General features: G+C 70.3%; 17 protein-coding genes. 5 read left to right on the forward strand and 12 right to left on the reverse strand.

Annotated elements, in window-relative coordinates; translation table 11 throughout:
• Window positions 1-84: 84 nt before the first annotated feature.
• The 7 genes from HBO46_RS14690 to HBO46_RS14720 all read right to left on the reverse strand — a co-directional run bounded on the left by HBO46_RS14690 (window position 85) and on the right by HBO46_RS14720 (window position 8,227).
• Complete coding sequence (locus HBO46_RS14690; RefSeq protein WP_166133016.1) at window positions 85-972, reverse strand: mycofactocin-coupled SDR family oxidoreductase; 888 nt, start codon at window positions 970-972, stop codon at window positions 85-87.
• Window positions 969-2,675 carry a flavin-containing monooxygenase gene (locus HBO46_RS14695; RefSeq protein WP_207950522.1) on the reverse strand — a complete coding sequence of 569 codons (1,707 nt, stop codon included), beginning with the start codon at window positions 2,673-2,675 and terminating at the stop codon, window positions 969-971. The genes HBO46_RS14690 and HBO46_RS14695 overlap by 4 nt, the downstream gene beginning before the upstream one ends.
• 174 nt (window positions 2,676-2,849) lie before the next feature.
• Window positions 2,850-4,481 carry an FAD-dependent oxidoreductase gene (locus tag HBO46_RS14700; RefSeq protein ID WP_224769100.1) on the reverse strand — a complete coding sequence of 544 codons (1,632 nt, stop codon included), beginning with the start codon at window positions 4,479-4,481 and terminating at the stop codon, window positions 2,850-2,852.
• The gene (locus HBO46_RS14705; protein ID WP_166133020.1) at window positions 4,478-5,059 is read right to left on the reverse strand and encodes a nuclear transport factor 2 family protein; all 582 of its coding nucleotides are present in this window, start codon (window positions 5,057-5,059) and stop codon (window positions 4,478-4,480) included. The genes HBO46_RS14700 and HBO46_RS14705 overlap by 4 nt, the downstream gene beginning before the upstream one ends.
• 56 nt (window positions 5,060-5,115) lie before the next feature.
• Window positions 5,116-5,589 (reverse strand): nuclear transport factor 2 family protein, encoded by a 474-nt coding sequence (locus HBO46_RS14710; RefSeq protein ID WP_166133022.1) that lies wholly within the window; start codon window positions 5,587-5,589, stop codon window positions 5,116-5,118.
• 10 nt (window positions 5,590-5,599) lie between these two features.
• A complete protein-coding gene (locus HBO46_RS14715; protein ID WP_166133024.1) occupies window positions 5,600-6,760 on the reverse strand; it encodes an acyl-CoA dehydrogenase family protein in 1,161 nt (386 codons plus the stop codon).
• 201 nt (window positions 6,761-6,961) lie between these two features.
• Window positions 6,962-8,227, reverse strand: a complete 1,266-nt coding sequence (locus HBO46_RS14720; protein ID WP_166133026.1) for a cytochrome P450 — start codon at window positions 8,225-8,227, stop codon at window positions 6,962-6,964.
• Window positions 8,228-8,397: 170 nt separating this feature from the next.
• Here HBO46_RS14720 and HBO46_RS14725 point away from each other — a divergent pair, with 170 nt between their 5' ends.
• On the forward strand, window positions 8,398-9,237 hold the full coding sequence (locus tag HBO46_RS14725; protein ID WP_166133028.1) for a mycofactocin-coupled SDR family oxidoreductase: 840 nt from the start codon (window positions 8,398-8,400) through the stop codon (window positions 9,235-9,237).
• Here the strand turns inward: HBO46_RS14725 and HBO46_RS14730 are convergent.
• Both HBO46_RS14730 and HBO46_RS14735 read right to left on the reverse strand, forming a co-directional pair.
• Window positions 9,191-10,495, reverse strand: coding sequence for an MFS transporter (locus tag HBO46_RS14730; RefSeq protein ID WP_166133030.1), 1,305 nt, complete (start codon window positions 10,493-10,495; stop codon window positions 9,191-9,193). The two genes, HBO46_RS14725 and HBO46_RS14730, sit on opposite strands and share 47 nt — an antisense overlap.
• A complete protein-coding gene (locus tag HBO46_RS14735; RefSeq protein ID WP_166133032.1) occupies window positions 10,492-10,689 on the reverse strand; it encodes a ferredoxin in 198 nt (65 codons plus the stop codon). Before HBO46_RS14735 ends, HBO46_RS14730 begins: the two co-directional genes overlap by 4 nt.
• Window positions 10,690-10,851: 162 nt before the next feature.
• Between HBO46_RS14735 and HBO46_RS14740 the strand changes: the two genes are divergently transcribed.
• From HBO46_RS14740 to HBO46_RS14755, 4 genes are read left to right on the forward strand one after another with little or no spacing between them, the layout of a single operon-like run.
• Window positions 10,852-12,126 (forward strand): cytochrome P450, encoded by a 1,275-nt coding sequence (locus HBO46_RS14740; protein ID WP_166133034.1) that lies wholly within the window; start codon window positions 10,852-10,854, stop codon window positions 12,124-12,126.
• Complete coding sequence (locus HBO46_RS14745; RefSeq protein ID WP_166133036.1) at window positions 12,123-13,292, forward strand: NAD(P)/FAD-dependent oxidoreductase; 1,170 nt, start codon at window positions 12,123-12,125, stop codon at window positions 13,290-13,292. The genes HBO46_RS14740 and HBO46_RS14745 overlap by 4 nt, the downstream gene beginning before the upstream one ends.
• Before the next feature lie 15 nt (window positions 13,293-13,307).
• On the forward strand, window positions 13,308-14,576 hold the full coding sequence (locus HBO46_RS14750; RefSeq protein ID WP_166133038.1) for an MFS transporter: 1,269 nt from the start codon (window positions 13,308-13,310) through the stop codon (window positions 14,574-14,576).
• A gap of 44 nt (window positions 14,577-14,620) precedes the next feature.
• On the forward strand, window positions 14,621-15,079 hold the full coding sequence (locus tag HBO46_RS14755) for a MaoC family dehydratase (RefSeq protein ID WP_166133040.1): 459 nt from the start codon (window positions 14,621-14,623) through the stop codon (window positions 15,077-15,079).
• A gap of 94 nt (window positions 15,080-15,173) precedes the next feature.
• Here HBO46_RS14755 and HBO46_RS14760 read toward each other — a convergent pair whose 3' ends face one another.
• From HBO46_RS14760 to HBO46_RS14770, 3 genes are all read right to left on the reverse strand, one after another.
• Window positions 15,174-16,217: an LLM class flavin-dependent oxidoreductase gene (locus HBO46_RS14760; RefSeq protein WP_166133042.1), complete on the reverse strand. Its 1,044-nt coding sequence runs from the start codon at window positions 16,215-16,217 to the stop codon at window positions 15,174-15,176.
• 129 nt (window positions 16,218-16,346) lie between these two features.
• Window positions 16,347-17,174, reverse strand: a complete 828-nt coding sequence (locus HBO46_RS14765) for a mycofactocin-coupled SDR family oxidoreductase (protein WP_166133044.1) — start codon at window positions 17,172-17,174, stop codon at window positions 16,347-16,349.
• A 37-nt stretch (window positions 17,175-17,211) separates the two neighbouring features.
• On the reverse strand, window positions 17,212-18,711 hold the full coding sequence (locus HBO46_RS14770; protein ID WP_166133046.1) for an aldehyde dehydrogenase family protein: 1,500 nt from the start codon (window positions 18,709-18,711) through the stop codon (window positions 17,212-17,214).
• Window positions 18,712-18,767: the final 56 nt, after the last annotated feature.

Genomic DNA, 18,767 nt, shown 5'->3' on the forward strand with positions numbered 1-18,767 from the left:
GTCAAGAGCAATGGCCCGGCCCGCCGCGTCCACGACGCGCCGTGCCGGGCCATCACCCGCCATCGCCCCCCGACGGGGCTCGACTCACTGCACGGACGCGCCCCCGTCGACCGGGATCTGCCCGCCGGACACGTAGTACGACTCGGGTCCGGCGAGCCACGCCACCGCGTTCGAGACGTGCTCGGGCTCGATCCAGGCCTTGCCCATCGGGTTCAGCCCGGCGAAGGCCGCCTCGGCGTCCTCCGCCCTCGGCTCGTCCAGGTCGGGACGGAACAACCGGTAGGTGCGGGAGTTCTTGACCATGTCGGTGTCGATGGAGTTGGGGTGGATCGTGTTCACCCGAATGCCGTGCGGGCCCAGCTCGTTGGCCAGGACCTTCATCAGTCCGACGATGGCGTGCTTGGTGGTGGTGTACGCCGCCACATTGGCCAGGCCCTTGAATCCCGCCAGCGAGGCGATGATGATCACCGACCCGCCCGCACCCGCCGCCAGCAGGTGCGGCGCCGCCGCCTTGTAGGTGTGCCACACCCCGGTCACGTTGACATCCATCAGCTCGCGCCACGCGTCGGCACTCACCTCGTGGGTTGCCTCACCGAAGGTGAAGATGCCGGCGTTGGCGACCACGATGCTGACGTTGCCGAGCTCCTCCACCCCTGCGTCGACCGCCGCGGTCAGCGCGTCGATGTCGCGGACGTCCACCCGCGCCGCATGGATCCGACCTCCCGCCGCCCGGACCTGGCGCACCGTCTCCTCGAGGTCCTCGGGCGTTGCCAGATCGTAGAACCCGTCCAGGCTCCCGATGTGCTCGCAGAGGTCCACGGCGATGATCGCGGCGCCGTCGCGGGCCAGTCGCAGCGCGTGGCTGCGCCCCTGGCCGCGGGCCGCGCCGGTGATCAGCGCGACCTTCCCCGCGAGCGGGCCGGCTCCCCCCGCGGACACCGAGGGCTCCGGGCTGGTGGTCGTGTCGGTCATGCCGTACCGCCTTCCGAGAGTGTGCGGGGCTCGAGCAGCCCCTCTTCCATCGCCTTGAGCTGCAGCGCAAGGAACTTGCCGTAGAAACGCGCCATCGCGAGATTGCCCCCCATGAACCACAGGCCGTCGTGGCCGGACCGGCGCCATACGCCTTGGAGCTCGCCCTCCTCGTCCAGGCCCCACACGGGGCCGCACCGGTCGGCGACCTGGTCGCCGAGGAGCCGGCGGGCGGTCTGGAGCATCCCCTGGTAGCCGGTCGCGAAGACGACGACGTCCGCGTCGAGCGTGCTGCCGTCCTCCAGCTCCAGGCCGGTGGGAGTGAAGCGACTGACCCCGATGCCGGAGCGGACCGCGATCTGACCGTCCGCGATCAGTTCGGAGCAGCCGACGTTGATGTAGTAGCCGCCGCCACGCTGCAGGAAGAGCTGCAGCGCTCCGGTGCCGTTGATGCCCGAGGAGGTCTGGAAGCCGGCGCTTGCCAAGCCCTCCAGCATCTCCTTGTCGTGCTCGGCCATCGCGGCGGTCGTCGCCTGGTGCATCTCCGGAGCACAGTTGAAGGGGAACGAGGCGCCCAGCAGGTCCGCGACGTCGGTCGGCGGCCCGGACTCGTCGTACATCCCCGCCATGGCCAGCCCGGACCCGGCGACGCTCACCACGTAGGTGGGCGAGCGCTGGACCATGGTCACCTCGGCACCCTTCTCGAAGAGCTCCTGGGCCAGGTCGTGGCCGCTGTTGCAGCTGCCGACGACCACGGCCCGCTTCCCGGCGAAGTCGGCTCCCCGCGGGAAGTCCTTGGAGTGGACCGCCAGGCCGGCGAACTCCTCGGCCCCAGGCAGGACCGGCATGTTCGGCTCGGTGCCACTGACCCCGGTGGCCAGCACCAGGTGCCGAGGCCGGACGGTGCGGGTGCTCCCGTCCGCCCGGCGCAGCGTGATCCTCCAGCCCTGCTCACCCTCGTGGGCGCTCTCGACCAGCTCGGTGCCGGTCCAGACGTTGAGCTCCATGGTCCGGGCGTAGGACTCCAGCCAGTCGGCCAGCTTGTCCTTGGGCGTGTAGACCGGCCAGCTCGGCGGGAACGGAAGGTAGGGCAGATGGTCGTACCAGACCGGGTCGTGCAGGACCAGCGAGTCGTAGCGGTTGCGCCAGCCGTCGCCGATCCGCGGGTTGCGGTCGACCACCAGCGTCGACACCCCGAGGCAGCCCAGCCTCGCCGCCAGCCCAAGCCCACCATGGCCCGCCCCGACGACCAGCACGGCGGGCTCGCCGTCCTCGAACTCCTCCTGCCGCCTGCGCTCCTCCGACCAGCTGCGGGCCGTCCTGTCGGTGCCCTGCGCGCCGCCCATCGGGCGGCGGACGCCGGTCAGCTCCTCGTGGTCGACCAGCGCGTCCATCGCGGTCAGCAGCGTCCACGCCTTCCACACGCCGTCCCGCTCGACCAGGCGCAGCACTCCCCGTCCGCGGGCGACAGGGGTGGAGAGCTCGAACATCGCCTGCACCCACGGCTCCCGGCCGGCTTCGACCAGGGTCGCGGGGCCGGCGAGCGCGAGCGAGACCTCACCCACCCGCGGCCCCTCGGAGATCCGCTCGGCCAGCGCGGGGTGACCGTGCGCGGTCCGCAGGTCCCAGGTGAGGGCCAGCAGGTCGCGCCACCAGGCGTCGTCGTGGAACAGCTCACCGCTCGCCTCGACCGCACCCTCTCGCATGGCCTCCTGGAGCCGACCAAGCCAGGCACCCGTCAAGGCGTCCAGGTCGGGCACCACCCTCTCGTCCGTCACCGTCATGGGCCTGGGCTCCAATCACTGATATCGGTAATCATGATTTGGGGAGTGTTCCACGTCACACGAAGCCGGACAAGGGGTCCGTCTGGTCGCGAGAGGTCAGGCCGAGGCGACCGCCCTGCCACAGCGGTAGCCGAAGACCATCGCCGGACCGAGGGTCCCGCCCGCGCCGCCGTAGACCATCCCGGTGGGGGCGGCCATCGCGTTGCCCACGGCGTAGAGGCCAGGGATCCGGTCGCCGTCCACGTCGAGCACCTCGCAGTCGGGCGTGGTCAGCGGACCGCCCTTGGTGCCCAGGGAGCTGGCGTGCACCGGCGCCGCGTAGAACGGGCCGCGGTCCAGCGGGCCGAGGGTGGCGGCGGTCCCCGGGTAGTGGCGGCGGTCGCCGCACCATCCGTCGTACGCCGAGTTGCCGCGGCCATGGTCGTCGTCCCGGCCGTGCGCGCAGAGCTCGTTCCACCGCTGGACCGTGGCGGTCAGCTCGTACGCCGGGACCCCGATCGCCCCGGCCAGCTCGGCCACGGTGTCGGCGCGGGTCATCCATCCGGGCATCTCGGCACCGGCGGGCACGCCGTAGCCGCCGTACATCTCGACGTAGCCCTGGTCGAAGACCACCCACGCGGGCTGGTTCTCGTACTCGAACCGGGTCGGGTGGAAGACGTGGAACGCCGCACCGAGGGCGTTGTAGTTGGCCGCCTCGTTGGTGAACCTGCGGCCACCCGAGTTGACCATGATCGTCCGCGGCAGGGTCCGCTCGCGTTGGAGCAGCTGCACGCCGTGGTTGGCGTACTGCTCGCCCTCGACGCCCGGGAGCGTCATGACCGGCGCCCACCACGCCTCGCCCATCACGGCCAGCTGGGCGCCCACCCGCATCGCCATCCGCAGTCCGTCACCGGTGTTGGACGGCGCTCCGGGCGGGCTCTGCACCGGTCCACGCAGGAAGGCGCGGACGAGGTCGGGGTCGCGCTCGAAGCCACCGGTGGCCAGCACGACGCCGCGACGGGCTCGCACCTGTCGGCCGTCGGCGAGCTCGACGCCGGTGACCCGGCCGCCCTCGGTGAGCAGCCGGACGGCGCCGCAGCCCGCGCGGACCACCACGTCGTGGTCGAGCAGACCCTTGAGCAGAGCGCCGAGCAGGCCCCGACCCAGGCCCTCGAGGGCCTCCTCGGCCCGTCGCGCCTCCTCCCCCGGGTCGAGGAAGCCGGTGCCGCCGCCGACCGGGGTCTCACCGACATACATGGAGCGGCGGAACCCGAGGAACCGGTCGGCCCACTCGCCCAGCTCGTGGAAGGAGAAGAGCTCGGGCTCCGTGGAGCGACCACCGCCGGGCTTCCCGCCCGGGTGCTCCGGGTGGTAGTCGGGGTAGCCCGGCACCAGCCGCATTCGCAGCGGGGTGCGCTCCTCGACCCAGTCCAGCATCTCCTTGACGGTGTCGACGAAGGCGTCTGCCATCCCCGGCCGGATCAACCCGTGGGAGAGCGCCGCGAGGTACTCCCGGCCCTCGTCGGGCGAGTCCTCGACGCCGTGCTCGGCCTGGTAGCGGTTGGCCGGCAGCCACGCGACACCGCTGGAGAGCGCGGTCGTTCCGCCGAGCACGTCGGCCTTCTCCAACAGGGCGACCGATGCGCCGTGGTCCGCGGCGCTCAGCGCCGAGACCATGCCGGCGCACCCGCTGCCCAGGACGACGACGTCGAAGACCTCGCCCCCCATGGCCTCCGCAGGGGCCGTCACGACGCGCCCTCCTGCGCGCCCCGGCCCCCGGCGTAGAACGCACGGAGCCAGCCCAGGTCGTGCCCGTGCAGCACGGACGGCCAGTCGGCAGGGCGGGCGTCGCCGTAGACGAGGCTGCGGTCGTCGGTCTTCATCGTCTCGACGTACTCGCCGACGGGGAGGTAGTACATGTAGCCCATCACCCGCTCGGCGATCCGCCAGCCGTCCCCGGTGCGCCGGTAGAGGTCGTGGTAGCGCAGCGCCACCCACATCACCTCCCCCTCGCGGACCACCTCGGCGTGCCCGCTGACCAGGCCTCGCGCCACGTCCGGGTCGGAGTCGTCGAAGCGGGTCAGCACGGAGTGGATGAAGTGGTGGGTGGCACCCAGCGCGTCGTACCTGGCTTGGTAGGTCGTGGCGATCGTCTCCAGGCCGTCGGCATTGAAGACGCCGTCGGCGGAGCCCAGATGGGCGTCCCGGGTGAACAGACTGTCCAGCCCCTCGAGATCACGCTCGTCCATCACGAACCCGTAGAGGTGCACGAGCTCCTGGATGGCCAGCTTGTCCTCGATCCGGCGCAGCCGGTCCTCGGTGCTCATCGACATCGCCTTCTTCTCCCTCTGCTCTGGTGTACTCGGGTCCGGCGTTCGTGGGGTCAGTCCGGGAGCGGGCCGAACGAGTTCTGGTCGCGGGGCAACAGCGACTCCTCGGGCACGAGGGCGACGCCCGCGACGCGGATCCTCTTCGCCGCCAGTCGCCACTCGCCGTCGACCTCGACGATGTCGTTGCGGTACCTGCCCCAGACCTGCCTGGCGCCACCCGACTCGTGGGTGGTGATCACCCAGAAGGTGGCGTCGACCTGGTAGCGCTCCCCACCCAGCGGGGTGAGCAGGAGATTGGTGAGCATGTGCTGGGCCACGTCGACGTCGGAGGCGGCGAACGCCCGGTAGAGGTCCTTGAAAGCCTCCCGCCCACGGGCGTCGCCCTGCACCCGGGACAGCTCGACGTCGTCGGTGGCGAGCGCCCCCAGACCCTCGACGTCCTTGGCGTCGACGAGTGCCTGGTAGCGGTGCATCAGGTTCGCCGCGGCGGACTCGACCTCGAGCCGCCGGAGGAGTGTGGTGTCCACGTCGCGCCCCTCAGTAGCTGCGCGGCAGCCCGAGCACGTGCTCGGCCACGTAGTTGAGGACCATCTCCTGGCTGATCGGCGCGATCCGGTTGAGGCGGGACTCACGGAAGTAGCGCTCGACGTGGTACTCGCGAGCGTATCCGTACCCCCCGTGGACGTTGATCGCGACATCGGCGGCATTGAAGCCCGCCTCGCTGGCGAGGAACTTCGCCTCGTTGGCCTCGCGGCCGCAGGGGATGCCGTTGTCGACCATCCAGGCAGCCTTGTCGCAGATGGCGGTGGCCGCGTCGAGACGGATCCGCGCGTCGGCGAGCTGGCCGGCGATCAGCTGGTTCTTGCCGATCGGGCGGCCGAAGACGACCCTCTCGTTGGCATAGGCGACCGCGCGACGCAGGGCCGCCTCCCCCAGGCCGAGCGCGGCGTTGGCGGAGATCACCCGCTCGGCGTTCAGTCCGCCGAGGATGACCTTGAAACCCTCGCCGACCTCGCCGATGACGTCCTCGTCGGCGACGAAGAGGTCATCGATGAAGAGCTCGTTGGTGTCGACCGCGTTCCGCCCCAGCTTGGGGATCTCGCGGATGATCACCGCCTCGGGGTCGAGGGTGGCGAACATCAGGGTCAGGCCGCGGTGCGCCTTGCCCTCGCGCGGGGAGGTACGGACGAGCAGGAACATCCGCTCTGCCTCCTGGGCCTTGGTGATCCACACCTTCTTGCCCGACACCAGCCAGCCCCCGTCGACCTTGCGGGCCGACGTCTGGAGGTTGAGCGTGTCGGTGCCGGCGTCCGGCTCGGTGACAGCGAAGGAGACGTGCAGGTCCCCGGACACCGCGCGCGGCAGGAACCGCCGCTTCAGGTCCTCGCTGCCGTGGCGGATGAGGGGCTCGAAGCCGAAGATGCCGATGTGCACCGCGGAGCAGCCGGCCATGCCGGCGCCGGACCCCGAGATCTCCCGCTCGACGATGGCCGCCTCGGCGACCCCGAGCCCACCCCCGCCGTACTCCTCGGGGATGCTCAGGCCGAGCCAGCCGGCGTCGGCAACCGCCTGGTAGAAGTCCCAGGGGAACTCGTGCTTCTCGTCCTTCTCCATCCAGTAGTCGTCGCCGAACTTGGAGCACATGGCTCGCACTGCGTCACGGATGGCCTCGTGGGTCTCGTCCACGGCGAAGTCCATGCTTCCTCCTGCGCTCGAGTGTCCTGGGACACAAAGAAAACGATTCCTGATCACTATTATCACTTAGTGTGAGCGTCTGTCACCCCTCGACCGGGCGGTTCTGGGGCAACTCGGGCAGGACGTGGGACGCCAGGACGCCCTCACCCACCAGCGGTGGGCGAGGGCGTCCTGGCGTCGCATGGCGGCGCAGCCGATTGATCCTCAGGCCGGCGGCACGGGGTCGAACTCGACCAGGAGCTCCGGGATCCCGCGTGAATAGAGACCCTCCTCGTGCGGCACGAAGCCATCGGGGTAACGCAGGTTCTCCATCTGGTCGAGCACCAGGTTGAGCGCGATCCGCATCTCGGTCTGGGCGAGCAACGACCCGACGCAGAAGTGCCGACCGAGGATGAACTGGACGTGGTTGGCCGCCCCACTGAAGGCCTTGGCCACATCCAGGTCCTCGCGGAAGATGTCGAACCTGTCCGGGTCGGCGAACTGCCGCTCGTCCCGGTTCGCCGCCGCGAGCATCATGATGCAGGTCGAGCCGGCGGGGATCGTGACGCCGTGCAGCGTCACATCCTCCTCGGTCTGGCGCATGATCATGTGCACCGGCCCCGAGTGCCGCAGCGTCTCGGCGATGGCATTGTCGACGAGCGACCTGTCCCGGCGGACGGCCTCGAGCTGGTCGGGATTGTCCATCAGGTTGCGGACCATGCTCGTCACGGCCTTGTCGGTGGTCTCGCCACCGGCGACCAGGAGGAGGCTGACGAACGCCTTGATCTCCTCGTCACTCATCTGGTGGCCGTCCACCTCGGCCCGACACAGGCGTGAGAGCAGGTCCTCCCCGTCACCGGAGCGCCGCTCGTGGATGATCGGCATCATGTACTCGCGCAGCTCGTGGCGAGTGACCTCCGCAGCGGAAGTGACGTCGGGATCCCCGGCGAGGTTGTTCAGGCTCGCCATGATCGACTCATACCAGCGGTGGAACCGGTCGTGGTCGCTCTTGGGCAGGCCCAGCATGTCGACCATGACGTTGATCGGGAACCACGTGGAGAAGTCCTGGACGATGTCGGCGCGACCACTGCGCGCGATCGGGTCCATCAGCTCCGCGCCAGCCGAGGCCACCACCCCCTGGATCAGCCCCATGGCGTTCTCGCGGATCACCGGCATGAACTTCTCCAGGCCCTTGCCCCGGAAGAACGGATTGAGCAGCGCCCGGTGCCGCGAGTGCTCCGTGCCCTCCATCTGGAGGATGGTGCGACCGTGCAGCGGCTCGAGCTGCCACTCGTAGTTGCGGCTGGAGAACTGCGGACTGCGGAAGGCGCCGGCGACGTCCTCGAAGCGGCTGAGCAGGTAGCTCTGGGTGGGCTCGTGGTAGAGCACGGGGTAGTGGTCACGCAGGACCCGCTGCAGGGGGTAGGGGTCCGAGAGGTACTCCGCAGACAGGATGTCCGGCGGTAGAGCCACGTCTTCGGCGATCGTCATCTGCTTACCTCCACCGTGAATGATGTGAACCATTAGCACGATACGCATGCGTGGCGTTGATCACAACGGTCGACTTCTCGTTGATTTCTCCCTCGTTCCATGCTCTTGACGCGGGTCGGGTGGCCGGGGATGATATTGAGCCCAATCATGCGCATTGAATGGAGCTCACAATGGCAGGTCGCCTCGCAGGCAAGGTCGCATTCATCACGGGTGCCGCTCGCGGACAGGGACGCAATCACGCGATCCGGATGGCGGAGCAGGGGGCGGACATCATCGCCGTCGACATCTGCGCCGAGATCGACACGGTGACCCCGTTCTATCCCCTCGCCACCCCCGACGAGCTGGAGCAGACGGTCAAGGCCGTCGAGGCCACCGGCCAGCGGATCGTGGCCCGCACGGCCGACGTCCGGGACCTCGACGCGCTCCAGCAGGCGTTCGACCAGGGCGTCGACGAGCTCGGCCGGATCGACATCGTGCTGGCCAACGCCGGCATCGCCACCTACGGCAAGTCGTGGGAGCTCACCTCCGAGATGTGGAAGGACATGATCGACGTCAACCTCACCGGTGTCTTCCACACCGCCAAGGTCGCGATCCCCCGCCTGATCGAGCAGGGCGAGGGCGGTTCGATGGTCTTCACCAGCTCGATCGGCGGCCTCAAGGGCATCCAGCACGTGGCCCACTACGTCAGCGCCAAGCACGGCATCGTCGGCCTCATGCGCACCATGGCCAACGAGCTCGCGCCGTACGACATCCGGGTCAACACCGTCCACCCGACCAACGTGGCCACCATCATGGTCAAGAACCCCGGCACCTACTCCATGTTCGTGGGAGAGGGCGAGGAGGCCACCGAGGAGGCGGCCATCCCCGGGATGGTGGGCCTGAACTCCCTGGCGGTGCCGTGGGTGGAGTGCGACGACATCACCAACGCGATCCTCTTCCTGACCAGCAACGAGGGTCGCTACGTCACCGGGACGACCCTGCCGGTGGATGCGGGGGCGTTCGCGAAGTAGGTCGGCGCACCAGCGCCATGGCCAGGACGGTGAGGGCCCCCATCGTCAGCCAGGCCCACCCGCGGCCTCCGGCGTCCGAGAGCACGCCGAAGGCCGCGGGACCCACCGCCGACCCCAGGCCGCTGCCCAGCTGGAGCAGCCCGCTGGCCGCGCCCGGCCCGGCGCTGCTGCCACGCACCACGGTGATCAGCAGCAGGGCCGGCCAGGTCCAGGCCGCCACCAGCGACAGCACCACCCCCACCACGACCAACGCCTGCCAGCCGCTTCCGCTCGACCGCTCGAGACCGAAGACGCCCGTGGACACGAGCAGCAACGACAGCCCCGCGAGGCCCATCACCGCGAGCAGCGGCGTCACGTCGGAGGACGGCCGGCCGCCCAGGAACCTGCCGGCCGCGACCCTGGCCACGACTGCGGCCAGGCTGCCCCCGGAGACCACTCCCGCGGCCGCCACCGGCCCGAGACCCGCCGAGACCAGGGTGAGCACCGCGAAGCCGGTGAGCGTCGCGACCGAGAAGGTGCCGAGGCCGGCGGCGACGACCATCGGCACCAGGGCCCGCCGCGCACTGGTCCGCTCCGCCGGCGAGAGCTCCACCCGCGAGGCATCGGCGCGGCGCCCGGCCCCCGGAGCACCGGAGCCCCGGCGGACGACCAGCGCGAGCACCGAGGCAGGCAGCACCAGGGAGATCGCCATCGCCGTACGCCAGCCGTACAGGTGCGCCACCGCCGGCAGGGTCGCGCCCGCCGCGGCCATCAGCAGCGGCGGGGCGGTCTGCTTGAGCCCGAGCACCGTCGACTGACGGCGAGCCGGGACCACGGCCATCACCAGCAGGTTGGTGGTCGGCGAGCAGATGCCGTACCCCACGCCACCGAGCGCAGCGACCAGGAGGAGCGCGAGCCAGGAGTCGACGAGGAGGACGCAGGTGGCCACACAGAGCGCGGTCACCGCGGGGCCGAGCCAGGCGCCGAGCGGCCACCCGCGCCCATCCACCCATCGGCCGGCCACCGGGGCGACGAGGGCGGTCACCGCCCAGAACGCGGACACCACCGCACCGAGCGCGGCGTCACTGAGGCCGAGATCGGTGGTGATCTCGACGGAGAGCACCCCGAGCAGAGTCGGCACGACGATCGCCGTGCCGAGGAGCAGGAACGCCAGCAGGCCCGTCGCCCGTTCCCCGGCCGCGTAGCGCGCGGACGGGGAACGGAGACGAGCCCGCTCCGGGTCGTCGCAGGCGTCGCTCCTGCGACGTCCCGCAGTCACTCCTCGATGCTCAGCGCGATCTCCGGGCACGAGTCGACGCCAAGGGCGGCGCCGTCCTCCAGCTCCTCGGGAATCTCGCCGTCGAACTTCACGATCACCTGTCCCTCGTCGACGGTGACGTCATACACGTCCGGCGCAGACATCCGGCAAAGGCCGTGGCCCTGACACTTCTCGAGATCGGCGGCAACTCTCATGGAATGGGGTCCTCCTGACTGGGGTCGCACCAAGGTGCCTGCGGGGAGTCCGGCGCCCACCCCGTGACGGGTGTGACTCCCTTGACTCCGTGCTGGGTATAACTATTATCATGATCCTGCTCACCCAAGGAACCCCTTGGCCCCCAAGGAGGATGGATCCCGATGTCCGACCAGCCGCGCTGCCCCGTCACCCACTTCGACCACCACTCTGCGGACCACGCCAAGGACCACGTGGGTGTCTACCGCCGGCTGCGCGAGGAGACTCCGGTCGCGTGGACCGAGGCGCACGGCGGCTACTGGGTGCTCGCAGACTACAAGTCGGTCTTCGAGGCGTCCCGCAACGACGACCTTTTCTCCTCCGGCCGGCATGACGAGTTCGGCGGCCCCGGCCTCTCGGTGACCATCCCCAAGGCCCCCACTGCCTTCCACATCCCGATCGAGCTCGACCCGCCGCGGTTCCGCCCCTACCGCAAGGCGGTCAACAAGGTCACCGCTCCCGCCGCGGTGGAGAACCTCGACGAGGTGGTCCGCCACTACGTGACCGGGTTCATCGACACCATCATCGAGAAGGGCGAGGCCGACCTCGCGATCGTCGCCGGGGTGCCGGCCGCGGTGACCATCGACTGGCTCGGCCTGGATCCCTCGGAGTACAAGAACTACGTCGACGCGATGCACACGCTGGTCTCTGCGGCGCCCGGCTCCCCGGAGTACCAGCACGCCGCCGAGGTCGCGGTGCCGTGGGTGAGCAAGACGGTCCGCGAACACATCGCCCACCGCCGCGAGAACCCCAGCGACGACGCCACCACCCACTTCATCAACTCCGAGGTGGACGGTCGCCGGATGGACGACGACGAGGTCTACTCCATCCTCGAGCTGGTCATCTCCGGCGGGGTCGGCACCACCGCCTCGCTGGTCACCCAGTCGCTGGTCTGGCTCTACCAGAACCCCGAGGAGCGCCAGCGGTTGATCGACGACCCGTCGATGGTCGACATCGCCGTGGAGGAGTTCCTCCGGGTCTTCTCCCCCACCCAGGCACTTGCCCGCACGATCATGGAGGACACCGAGTTCCAGGGCTGCCCCGTCCGCAAGGGCGACCGGGCGCTGCTCTCGTGGGGATCGGCGAACCGGGACGCCGAGCAGTTCGAGAACCCCGACACCGTCGACATCACCCGCTGGCCCAACCGGCACGTCGCGTTCGGTCTCGGCATCCACCGGTGCGCCGGCTCCCACTTGGGCAAGGCGATGGCCCGGGAGATGATCCGCCAGGTGCTCGGCCGGATGGGCGACTACGTCGTCGACATGGACAACGTCTTGGCCTACCCCGACCAGGGCACCAATGCAGGCTTCCACACCATCCCCGTCACCTTCACTCCCGGCGAGCGCATGCTGGGCGACAAGCCGCTCTTCGCCGAGCACTACACCAAGACCGCGACGTGACCGCCGCCCAGCCCGGCCACGCCCTCGACCTCGAGAACGGCCGGGTGGTCGTGGTCGGCGGCGGGCTGGCGGCCGCACGGCTGTGCGCGACGCTGCGGCGCAAGAGGTTCACCGGCACGCTGACGGTGCTCAGCGCCGAGCACGTCCCTCCGTACGACAGGCCACCGCTCTCCAAGGCCGTGCTGGCCGGGGAGCGCGACGCGTCGCCCCTCCCCTTCGACACCGAGAAGCTCGCCGTCGACCTGCGCCTCGGTGTGACCGCGACCGGGCTCGACACCGACCGCCGCCGGCTGAAGACCACCGCCGGCGAGGTCGAGTACGACGCGCTCGCCGTCGCGACCGGCGCGACGCCGTCACGGCTGCCCGGCGTGGGCCCGCAGGCGACGCTCCGCACCATCGACGACGCCTTGGAGCTGCGCAAGCAGCTGGTGCCCGGCGCCCACGTGGTGGTGGTCGGCGCGAGCTGGATCGGCGCCGAGGTGGCCACCGCCGCCCGCGCCGCCGGCTGCCGGGTCACCTGCGTGGAGTTCGGTCCCGAGCCGCTGTCCGGCGTCCTGGGCGAGCAGGTCGGCGCCGCCACCCGCGACTGGTGGGACGGCATCGAGCTGCGTACGTCGACCGGCGTCACCTCCATCGAGTGCGACGGCGTCCACCTCGACGATGGCACCGTGCTGAGCGCCGATGTCGTGGTCACCGGCATCGGCGTCCGCCCCGAACTCGGCTGGCTGCAGGGCTCGGGTCTCGAGCTGGATCGCGGCATCCTCACCGACGTGCGCTGCCGGACCAACGTGCCCGGGGTCGTCGCGCTGGGCGACGTCGCGCAGCGCTGGTCCGCGCACACCGGCGGTCACCGGCTCGCTGAGCACTGGGACGAGGCCAGCATGGTGGCGACCGCGGCGGTGGGCAGCCTGCTGGACTGGGACCAGGGCCCGGAGCACGACCCGGTCCCCTACTTCTGGTCCGACCAGTTCGGCCGCAAGCTCCAGTACGTCGGGGCGCACCTGCCCGACGACACCCTGGACCTCCGACGCGGGCCGGACGGCACGCTGGCGCGGGCCACCTGGAGCCGTGACGGCGTGCTCACCGCCTGGCTCGGCGTGGACGCCAGCAAGGACCTGGTCAAGGCCCGGGCCGCGACCGGCAGCCCCGTGTCGGCGCTGGACTGACCCGGTCCGCGCCCGATGACCACGGATCCCGTGCTCGCCAGCACGCCCGCGCGGGACCACCGGACCCACGCCGGCCGGCTCCCCACCTGGCTCGCGCTCGCGCTGGTGGTGGCCATCGGCGTCAACATCCGTGCCGTCTTCGGGGTGACCCCTCCGCTGGTGCCGGTGATCAGCGAGGACCTGTCGCTCAGCGCGACCGCGGCCAGCCTGCTCACGTCGGTGCCGATCCTGGCGATGGCGCTCTGCGCACCGCTGGGCCATTCCCTCACCACCCGGCTCGGGGCCGACCGCGCGATGATCGCACTGCTGGCCGTCCTCGGGCTCGCCGAGCTCTCCCGCCTGCTGATCGGCACCGCCGTGCCACTGGTCCTCTCCGCAGGGCTCATCGGCGGGGCGCTGGGCGTGATCTCCACGCTGGTGCCTGCATTCATCGCCCACTACCTGCCCCGGCTGCGTGGCCTGGCCACCGGCGTCTACTCCACCTCCATGGCGCTCGGCGTCGGCCTGGCAGCCGGCACCGCGCAGCCGATCACCGAGCACCTCGGGGGCTGGCGGGTGGCGCTCGGGCTCTGGGGCGTGGCCGCCCTCGCCCTGGTCGCGGCACTGGTCGCCGTCCGGGCGGCGGGCGCGGGGAGGCCCCGGGAGACCGGGCCGGCCGAGCGGGTCTCGCTGCCACTGCGCGAGAAGCGTGCCTGGTTCGTCACCGCCGTCTACTGCGTGCCGATGTTCCTCGGGTTCGGGGTGATCGCCTGGCTCCCCTCCCTCTTCATCGAGCACGGGATCGCCCCCGGCACCGCGGCGCTCCACCTGGTCCTGTTCCAAGGCGTGCAGCTGCTCTCGATCCTCACCCTGACCCCGCTGACCGACCGGGTCCCCGGGCGCCGCGGCGTCTTCACGACCGTGATGGTGACCTCGACCGTCGGGCTGCTGCTGCTCTGCCTGGAGCCGCGCGACCTGGCGATCCCTGGCCTGCTGCTGGCGGGCTTCGGGATCGGCGGCGCGAGCAGCCTGGCCCTGGTCAAGGTGCAGGACGAGGCGACCTCGCCGCAGGACGCCACCCGGCTCAGCTCGATGTCGATGCTGTTCTCCTTCACCGCGGGCGCGGCCGGACCGTTCCTGATGGGCGCGCTCGCCGACGCCACCGACAGCCTCGTGCCCGGGTTCTGGCTCTGCTTCGCGATCAGCGTGGCGAGCATGCTGCTGCTGATCGGCATGCACCCGGCCGCGCGCGACCGGGACGACGAGGGCGCGAAGGCCACCCACCATGAGTTTCCCACCGGATGACGGCCGTCTAGCGACGCCCAGAGAGCACGACGAGAGGAGCACCCATGCCCGGCATGTGGTTCGAAGAGTTCGAGGCCGGCCAGGAGTTCAAGCACCCGTGGAGCCGCACCGTGACCGAGATGGACAACATCCTGTTCACCTCGATCACCATGAACCCCGCCCCGCTCCACCTGGACGCTGAGTACATGGCGACCCAGCCCCACGGCCAGCGACTGATGAACAGCCTCTACACCGCCGGCCTGATCGGCGGGATGATCGTCTACGACCTCACCATGGGCACGACGCTGGGCAACCTGGGCTACACGAAGTTCGACTTCCCCAGCCCCGTCTTCCACGGCGACACCCTGCGCGCCGAGACCACCATCCTGGACAAGCGCGAGTCCAAGAGCCGCACGGACTCCGGGATCGTCCGGTTCGAGCACCGGGGCTACAACCAGCGTGACGAGCTGGTCCACATCGCACACCGGGCCGGTCTGATGCTCAAGCGTCCCGAGGGCGTCTGAGCCGAGGAGACACCGCCCAGCAGACGCGAGAGGGGCCGCCCGGTGAGCACCGGGCGGCCCCTTCTCGTGCTCCGAGGGAGCGAGTCTCTCGAGGTCAGGCGGGCTGCTTCGCCGCCAGCTCCTCGAAGCCGATGCTCTCCAGGTCCTGGAGAGGCTCGACGACCTCGCGACCGACCTCCTCGAGGTAGGCGGCCGTCTGGTCGGCGTCCATCCCCGGCCAGTGCGGTCGGACCAGGAGCGGGCCGATCGGGAGCCGGGAGGCGATGTCGCGGATCTGGTCCCGCACCTGCTCTCCATTGCCGAGCAGCACGTGGTCCTTGACGTTGTCCAGGAACTCGCGCTCGACCCGCTCCTTGTCGAGCAGCTGCATGCCCTGGTCGGCGTAGGAGACGTACTTGACCCGGGCCACCTCCGCGAACTTGTGCAGCGCGTCCTCCGGGTCCGTGCCCAGGTGCAGCTCGCGGCGCAGCGGGAACTTCGTCAGCGGCAGGTCGTACGTGGCCCGCTCGTCGAGGTAGGCCCCGACCAACTGCTCGACCTGCTCGATCGTCTGCTGCGGGGTGATGGTCCAGACGTCGCCGTGGCGCGCGGCACGGCGGACCCCCATCTCCTTCATCGCACCGAGCCAGATCGGCGGGCGCGGCTGCTGGACCGGGCGCAGGTGGGTCGGACGGTCCTCGATGTCGAAGAACTTGCCGTGGTGGGTGACCCGGTCCTGGGTCCACACCTTCGTCATCACCTCGATCAGCTCCTCGAGCAGCGAGTAGCGCTGCTTGAAGGGCTTGCCGAAGACCTCGTACTCGTGCGGCAGGTAGCCGGTGCCGATCCCGACCACCAGCTTGCCCCGGGTGATGATGTCCAAGGTGGCCAGGTCCTCGGCCAGCTGGACGGGGTGGTGCAGCGGGCCGACCAGCACGGTGGTCCCGATCTTCACGTGCTCGTCGAGCTCGGCGGCGAGCCGCGCGAGCATCGGGACCGGCTGCAGCCAGCGGAACCCGTCGTACAGGTAGTGCTGGCCGATGGTGAGGTAGGTGAAGCCTGCCTTCTGGGCCGCCTCGACCTTTCGCAGCATCAGGTCCAGGTGCTCTTCGGGCGGGGTTGAGACGGGCTGGTCGCCCATCAGGATTCCGAACTCCACGATCGTCTCGCTTTCTGGTCGGCCCGCCCCTGCCGGGCGGCTCCGCCTGGGTCACTGGGCGACAAGCCCGTCAGCCGACACTTCACACCGGGACGCCGTACGACGGAGGGCCGCCGTACGGCCGACCGGTCAGAGCAGGAGGGTCCCCATGTCGACGGCGAGCGTCTGGCCGGTGACGAAGCGCGCCTCGTCCGAGCACAGCCAGGTCACCGCGTTGGTGATCTCCTCGGGGTCGACCGGCCCGCGCTCCATCACGTTGGCCATCCATCCGCCGGGGGCGTCACCGGCGAGGTCGGCGGTGAAGAACTCGTTGTCGATCATCTTCGTGTTGACGCCGGCCGGGATGACGGTGTTGACGCGCACGCCGTGCCTGCCGAGCACCATGGCGAAGTTGCGCATCAGCGACAGCACGCCGGTCTTGGCCGCGCCGTAGCCCATCTGGCCCGGGTTCAGCATCTCCTCCTTGTAGGCGACGCCGATGTAGCTCGACGTGGAGCCGGTGATGCAGATGGCACCGCCCCGACCGCGCTCGATCATCCCCGGCGTCACCGCGTGCAGCAGGTAGTAGACACCGCTGAGCATCGTGCTCACCGAGTCGTGCCACGCGGCCATGTCGTGCTTGCTCTTGCCGTAGCTGGCCATGATGCCGGCATTGGCGAGGACGATGTCGATGGCACCGAACCGCTCCTCGGTCGCGGCCACCGCGGCTTTGACGGCCTCCTGGTCGCGCACGTCGCACTGGATCGCGAGGACCTCCGCCCCGAGCTCCTTGAGGTCGCGCTCGGTCGAGGCGAGGTCATCGGTGGTCGACATCGGATAGGCGACCGAGTCGATCTGGCCGGCGATGTCGAGGATCGCGACGTTCGCCCCCTCGCTGGCCAGACGCAGCGCGTGCGAGCGCCCCTGGCCCCGGGCGCCGCCGGTGACGATGGCGGTCTTGCCGTCGAAACGTCCCATGGTGCTCTCCACTTCTCTTCGGGTGCTGTGGGTCGGCTCAGGTGCCCGGCGGGCGGGTGATGCCGGCGAGTGCGTACTGGATGTGCTTGACCTCGAAGAACTCGGCGTAACCGTCCTCGCCCAGCTCGCGACCGACGCCGCTGCGACCGGGTCCGCCCCACGGCGCGTCGGGCCGCATCCCGGAACCACCGTTGACGGTGACCGTGCCGGCCCGGATCTTGCGGGCGACCTGGACGGCCTCGTCGAGCGGGCCGAAGACGTTGCCCGCCAAGCCGTAGCGGGTGTTGTTGGCGAGCTCGATCGCGTGGTCGACGTCCTCGTAACCGAAGATCATGCCGATCGGGGCGAAGAACTCGGTGTCCGCCAGCGGGTCGTCGGGGTCGACGTCGCGGAGCAGCCCGGGACGCATGAAGTGGCCCTTGTCCAGGCCCTCGGGGCGGCCACCGCCGGCACCCCAGCTGGCGCCGCGCTCCATCAGCTCGGCGATCCAACCCTCGACCTTGTCCCGGTGGGCTGCGGAGATCACCGGGCCCACGACGCTGTCCTCCTCCATCGGGTCACCGACCTTGACCCCGGCAATGAAGTCCTCGGCGAGCCGGCAGAACTCATCCACCCTCTCCTCGGGGACCAGGATCCGGCTCCAGGCCGCGCAGCCTTGGCCGGCGTTGCGGGCGAACCGCAGGATCGAGGCGCCGACGGTGGCGGGCAGGTCCGCGGTGGGGAGGATGATGTTGGGGCTCTTGCCACCGAGCTCGAGGACCGCCTTGCTGAGTGAGCCGAGCGCTCCTTGGGACATCACCTTCGCGCCGACCGCGTCGGAGCCGGTGAAGGACACCATGTCGACGTCGGGGTGACCGGTCAGGTGGATGCCGATCTCGGGGCCTCCGGTGACCAGGTTGACCACACCGGGCGGGAAGCCGGCCTCGTCGAGGAGCTCGAAGATCCGCAGCGTGCTCCACAGGCCCTGCGGCGAGGGGAGCACGACGGTCGTGCAGCCGGAGGCGAGAGCCCCGCCGAGCTTCCAGACCAGGAGGTTGAGGGGGTAGTTGTAGGCCGGGAGGGCGGCGACCACGCCGACCGGCTCGTAGTGCAGGAGGCTGCCCGAGGCGACCGGCTTGTCATAGTGCGGGAGCGCCTGCTCGTAGCCGCCCCGCGGGCCCTTGACCGCCATCGTGGCGTACCAGCGCAGCACGTCGATGGGACCGCCGACCTGCATCGCCCGGCACGCGGCGACTGGGGTGCCGACCTCGGAGGCGATGAGCCGCGAGAGGGGCTCCGTCTCGCGCTCGAGGATGTCGGCGAACCTGTTGATCGCGTCGGCCCGCATCTGCGGGGTCCAGGAGCGCCACTGCGAGGAGTGGTGGAAGGCCACCTTCGCCGCCGCGACCGCCTCGTCGACCTGCTCGATCGAGCTGGTGACGGTCTCCCCCAAGGGCTCCCCGGTCGACGGGCTGACGGACAAGAAGGACTCCCCCGACGCACCGTCCAGCCAGGTCGAGCTGATGTAGGTGCTCGCGGTCCGCTTCTCCACTGTCATCAGGTCTCCTCGCCTTCGGCCGAGCCATCGGGTCGACGACCACCGCTCGGACATGG

The sequence above is a fragment of the Nocardioides ochotonae genome, assembly GCF_011420305.2.
In the GTDB taxonomy this organism is placed as follows: domain Bacteria; phylum Actinomycetota; class Actinomycetes; order Propionibacteriales; family Nocardioidaceae; genus Nocardioides; species Nocardioides ochotonae.

What these genes read in the sequence shown, in the direction of transcription:
- HBO46_RS14750 (WP_166133038.1), top strand. Translation starts at nt 13,308, where the DNA reads ATGACCACGGATCCCGTGCTCGCCAGCACGCCCGCGCGGGACCACCGG.
- HBO46_RS14690 (WP_166133016.1), bottom strand. Translation starts at nt 972, where the DNA reads ATGACCGACACGACCACCAGCCCGGAGCCCTCGGTGTCCGCGGGGGGA.
- HBO46_RS14735 (WP_166133032.1), bottom strand. Translation starts at nt 10,689, where the DNA reads ATGAGAGTTGCCGCCGATCTCGAGAAGTGTCAGGGCCACGGCCTTTGC.
- HBO46_RS14770 (WP_166133046.1), bottom strand. Translation starts at nt 18,711, where the DNA reads ATGACAGTGGAGAAGCGGACCGCGAGCACCTACATCAGCTCGACCTGG.
- HBO46_RS14725 (WP_166133028.1), top strand. Translation starts at nt 8,398, where the DNA reads ATGGCAGGTCGCCTCGCAGGCAAGGTCGCATTCATCACGGGTGCCGCT.
- HBO46_RS14720 (WP_166133026.1), bottom strand. Translation starts at nt 8,227, where the DNA reads ATGACGATCGCCGAAGACGTGGCTCTACCGCCGGACATCCTGTCTGCG.
- HBO46_RS14705 (WP_166133020.1), bottom strand. Translation starts at nt 5,059, where the DNA reads ATGAGCACCGAGGACCGGCTGCGCCGGATCGAGGACAAGCTGGCCATC.
- HBO46_RS14695 (WP_207950522.1), bottom strand. Translation starts at nt 2,675, where the DNA reads ATGCGAGAGGGTGCGGTCGAGGCGAGCGGTGAGCTGTTCCACGACGAC.
- HBO46_RS14715 (WP_166133024.1), bottom strand. Translation starts at nt 6,760, where the DNA reads ATGGACTTCGCCGTGGACGAGACCCACGAGGCCATCCGTGACGCAGTG.
- HBO46_RS14765 (WP_166133044.1), bottom strand. Translation starts at nt 17,174, where the DNA reads ATGGGACGTTTCGACGGCAAGACCGCCATCGTCACCGGCGGCGCCCGG.
- HBO46_RS14755 (WP_166133040.1), top strand. Translation starts at nt 14,621, where the DNA reads ATGCCCGGCATGTGGTTCGAAGAGTTCGAGGCCGGCCAGGAGTTCAAG.
- HBO46_RS14740 (WP_166133034.1), top strand. Translation starts at nt 10,852, where the DNA reads ATGTCCGACCAGCCGCGCTGCCCCGTCACCCACTTCGACCACCACTCT.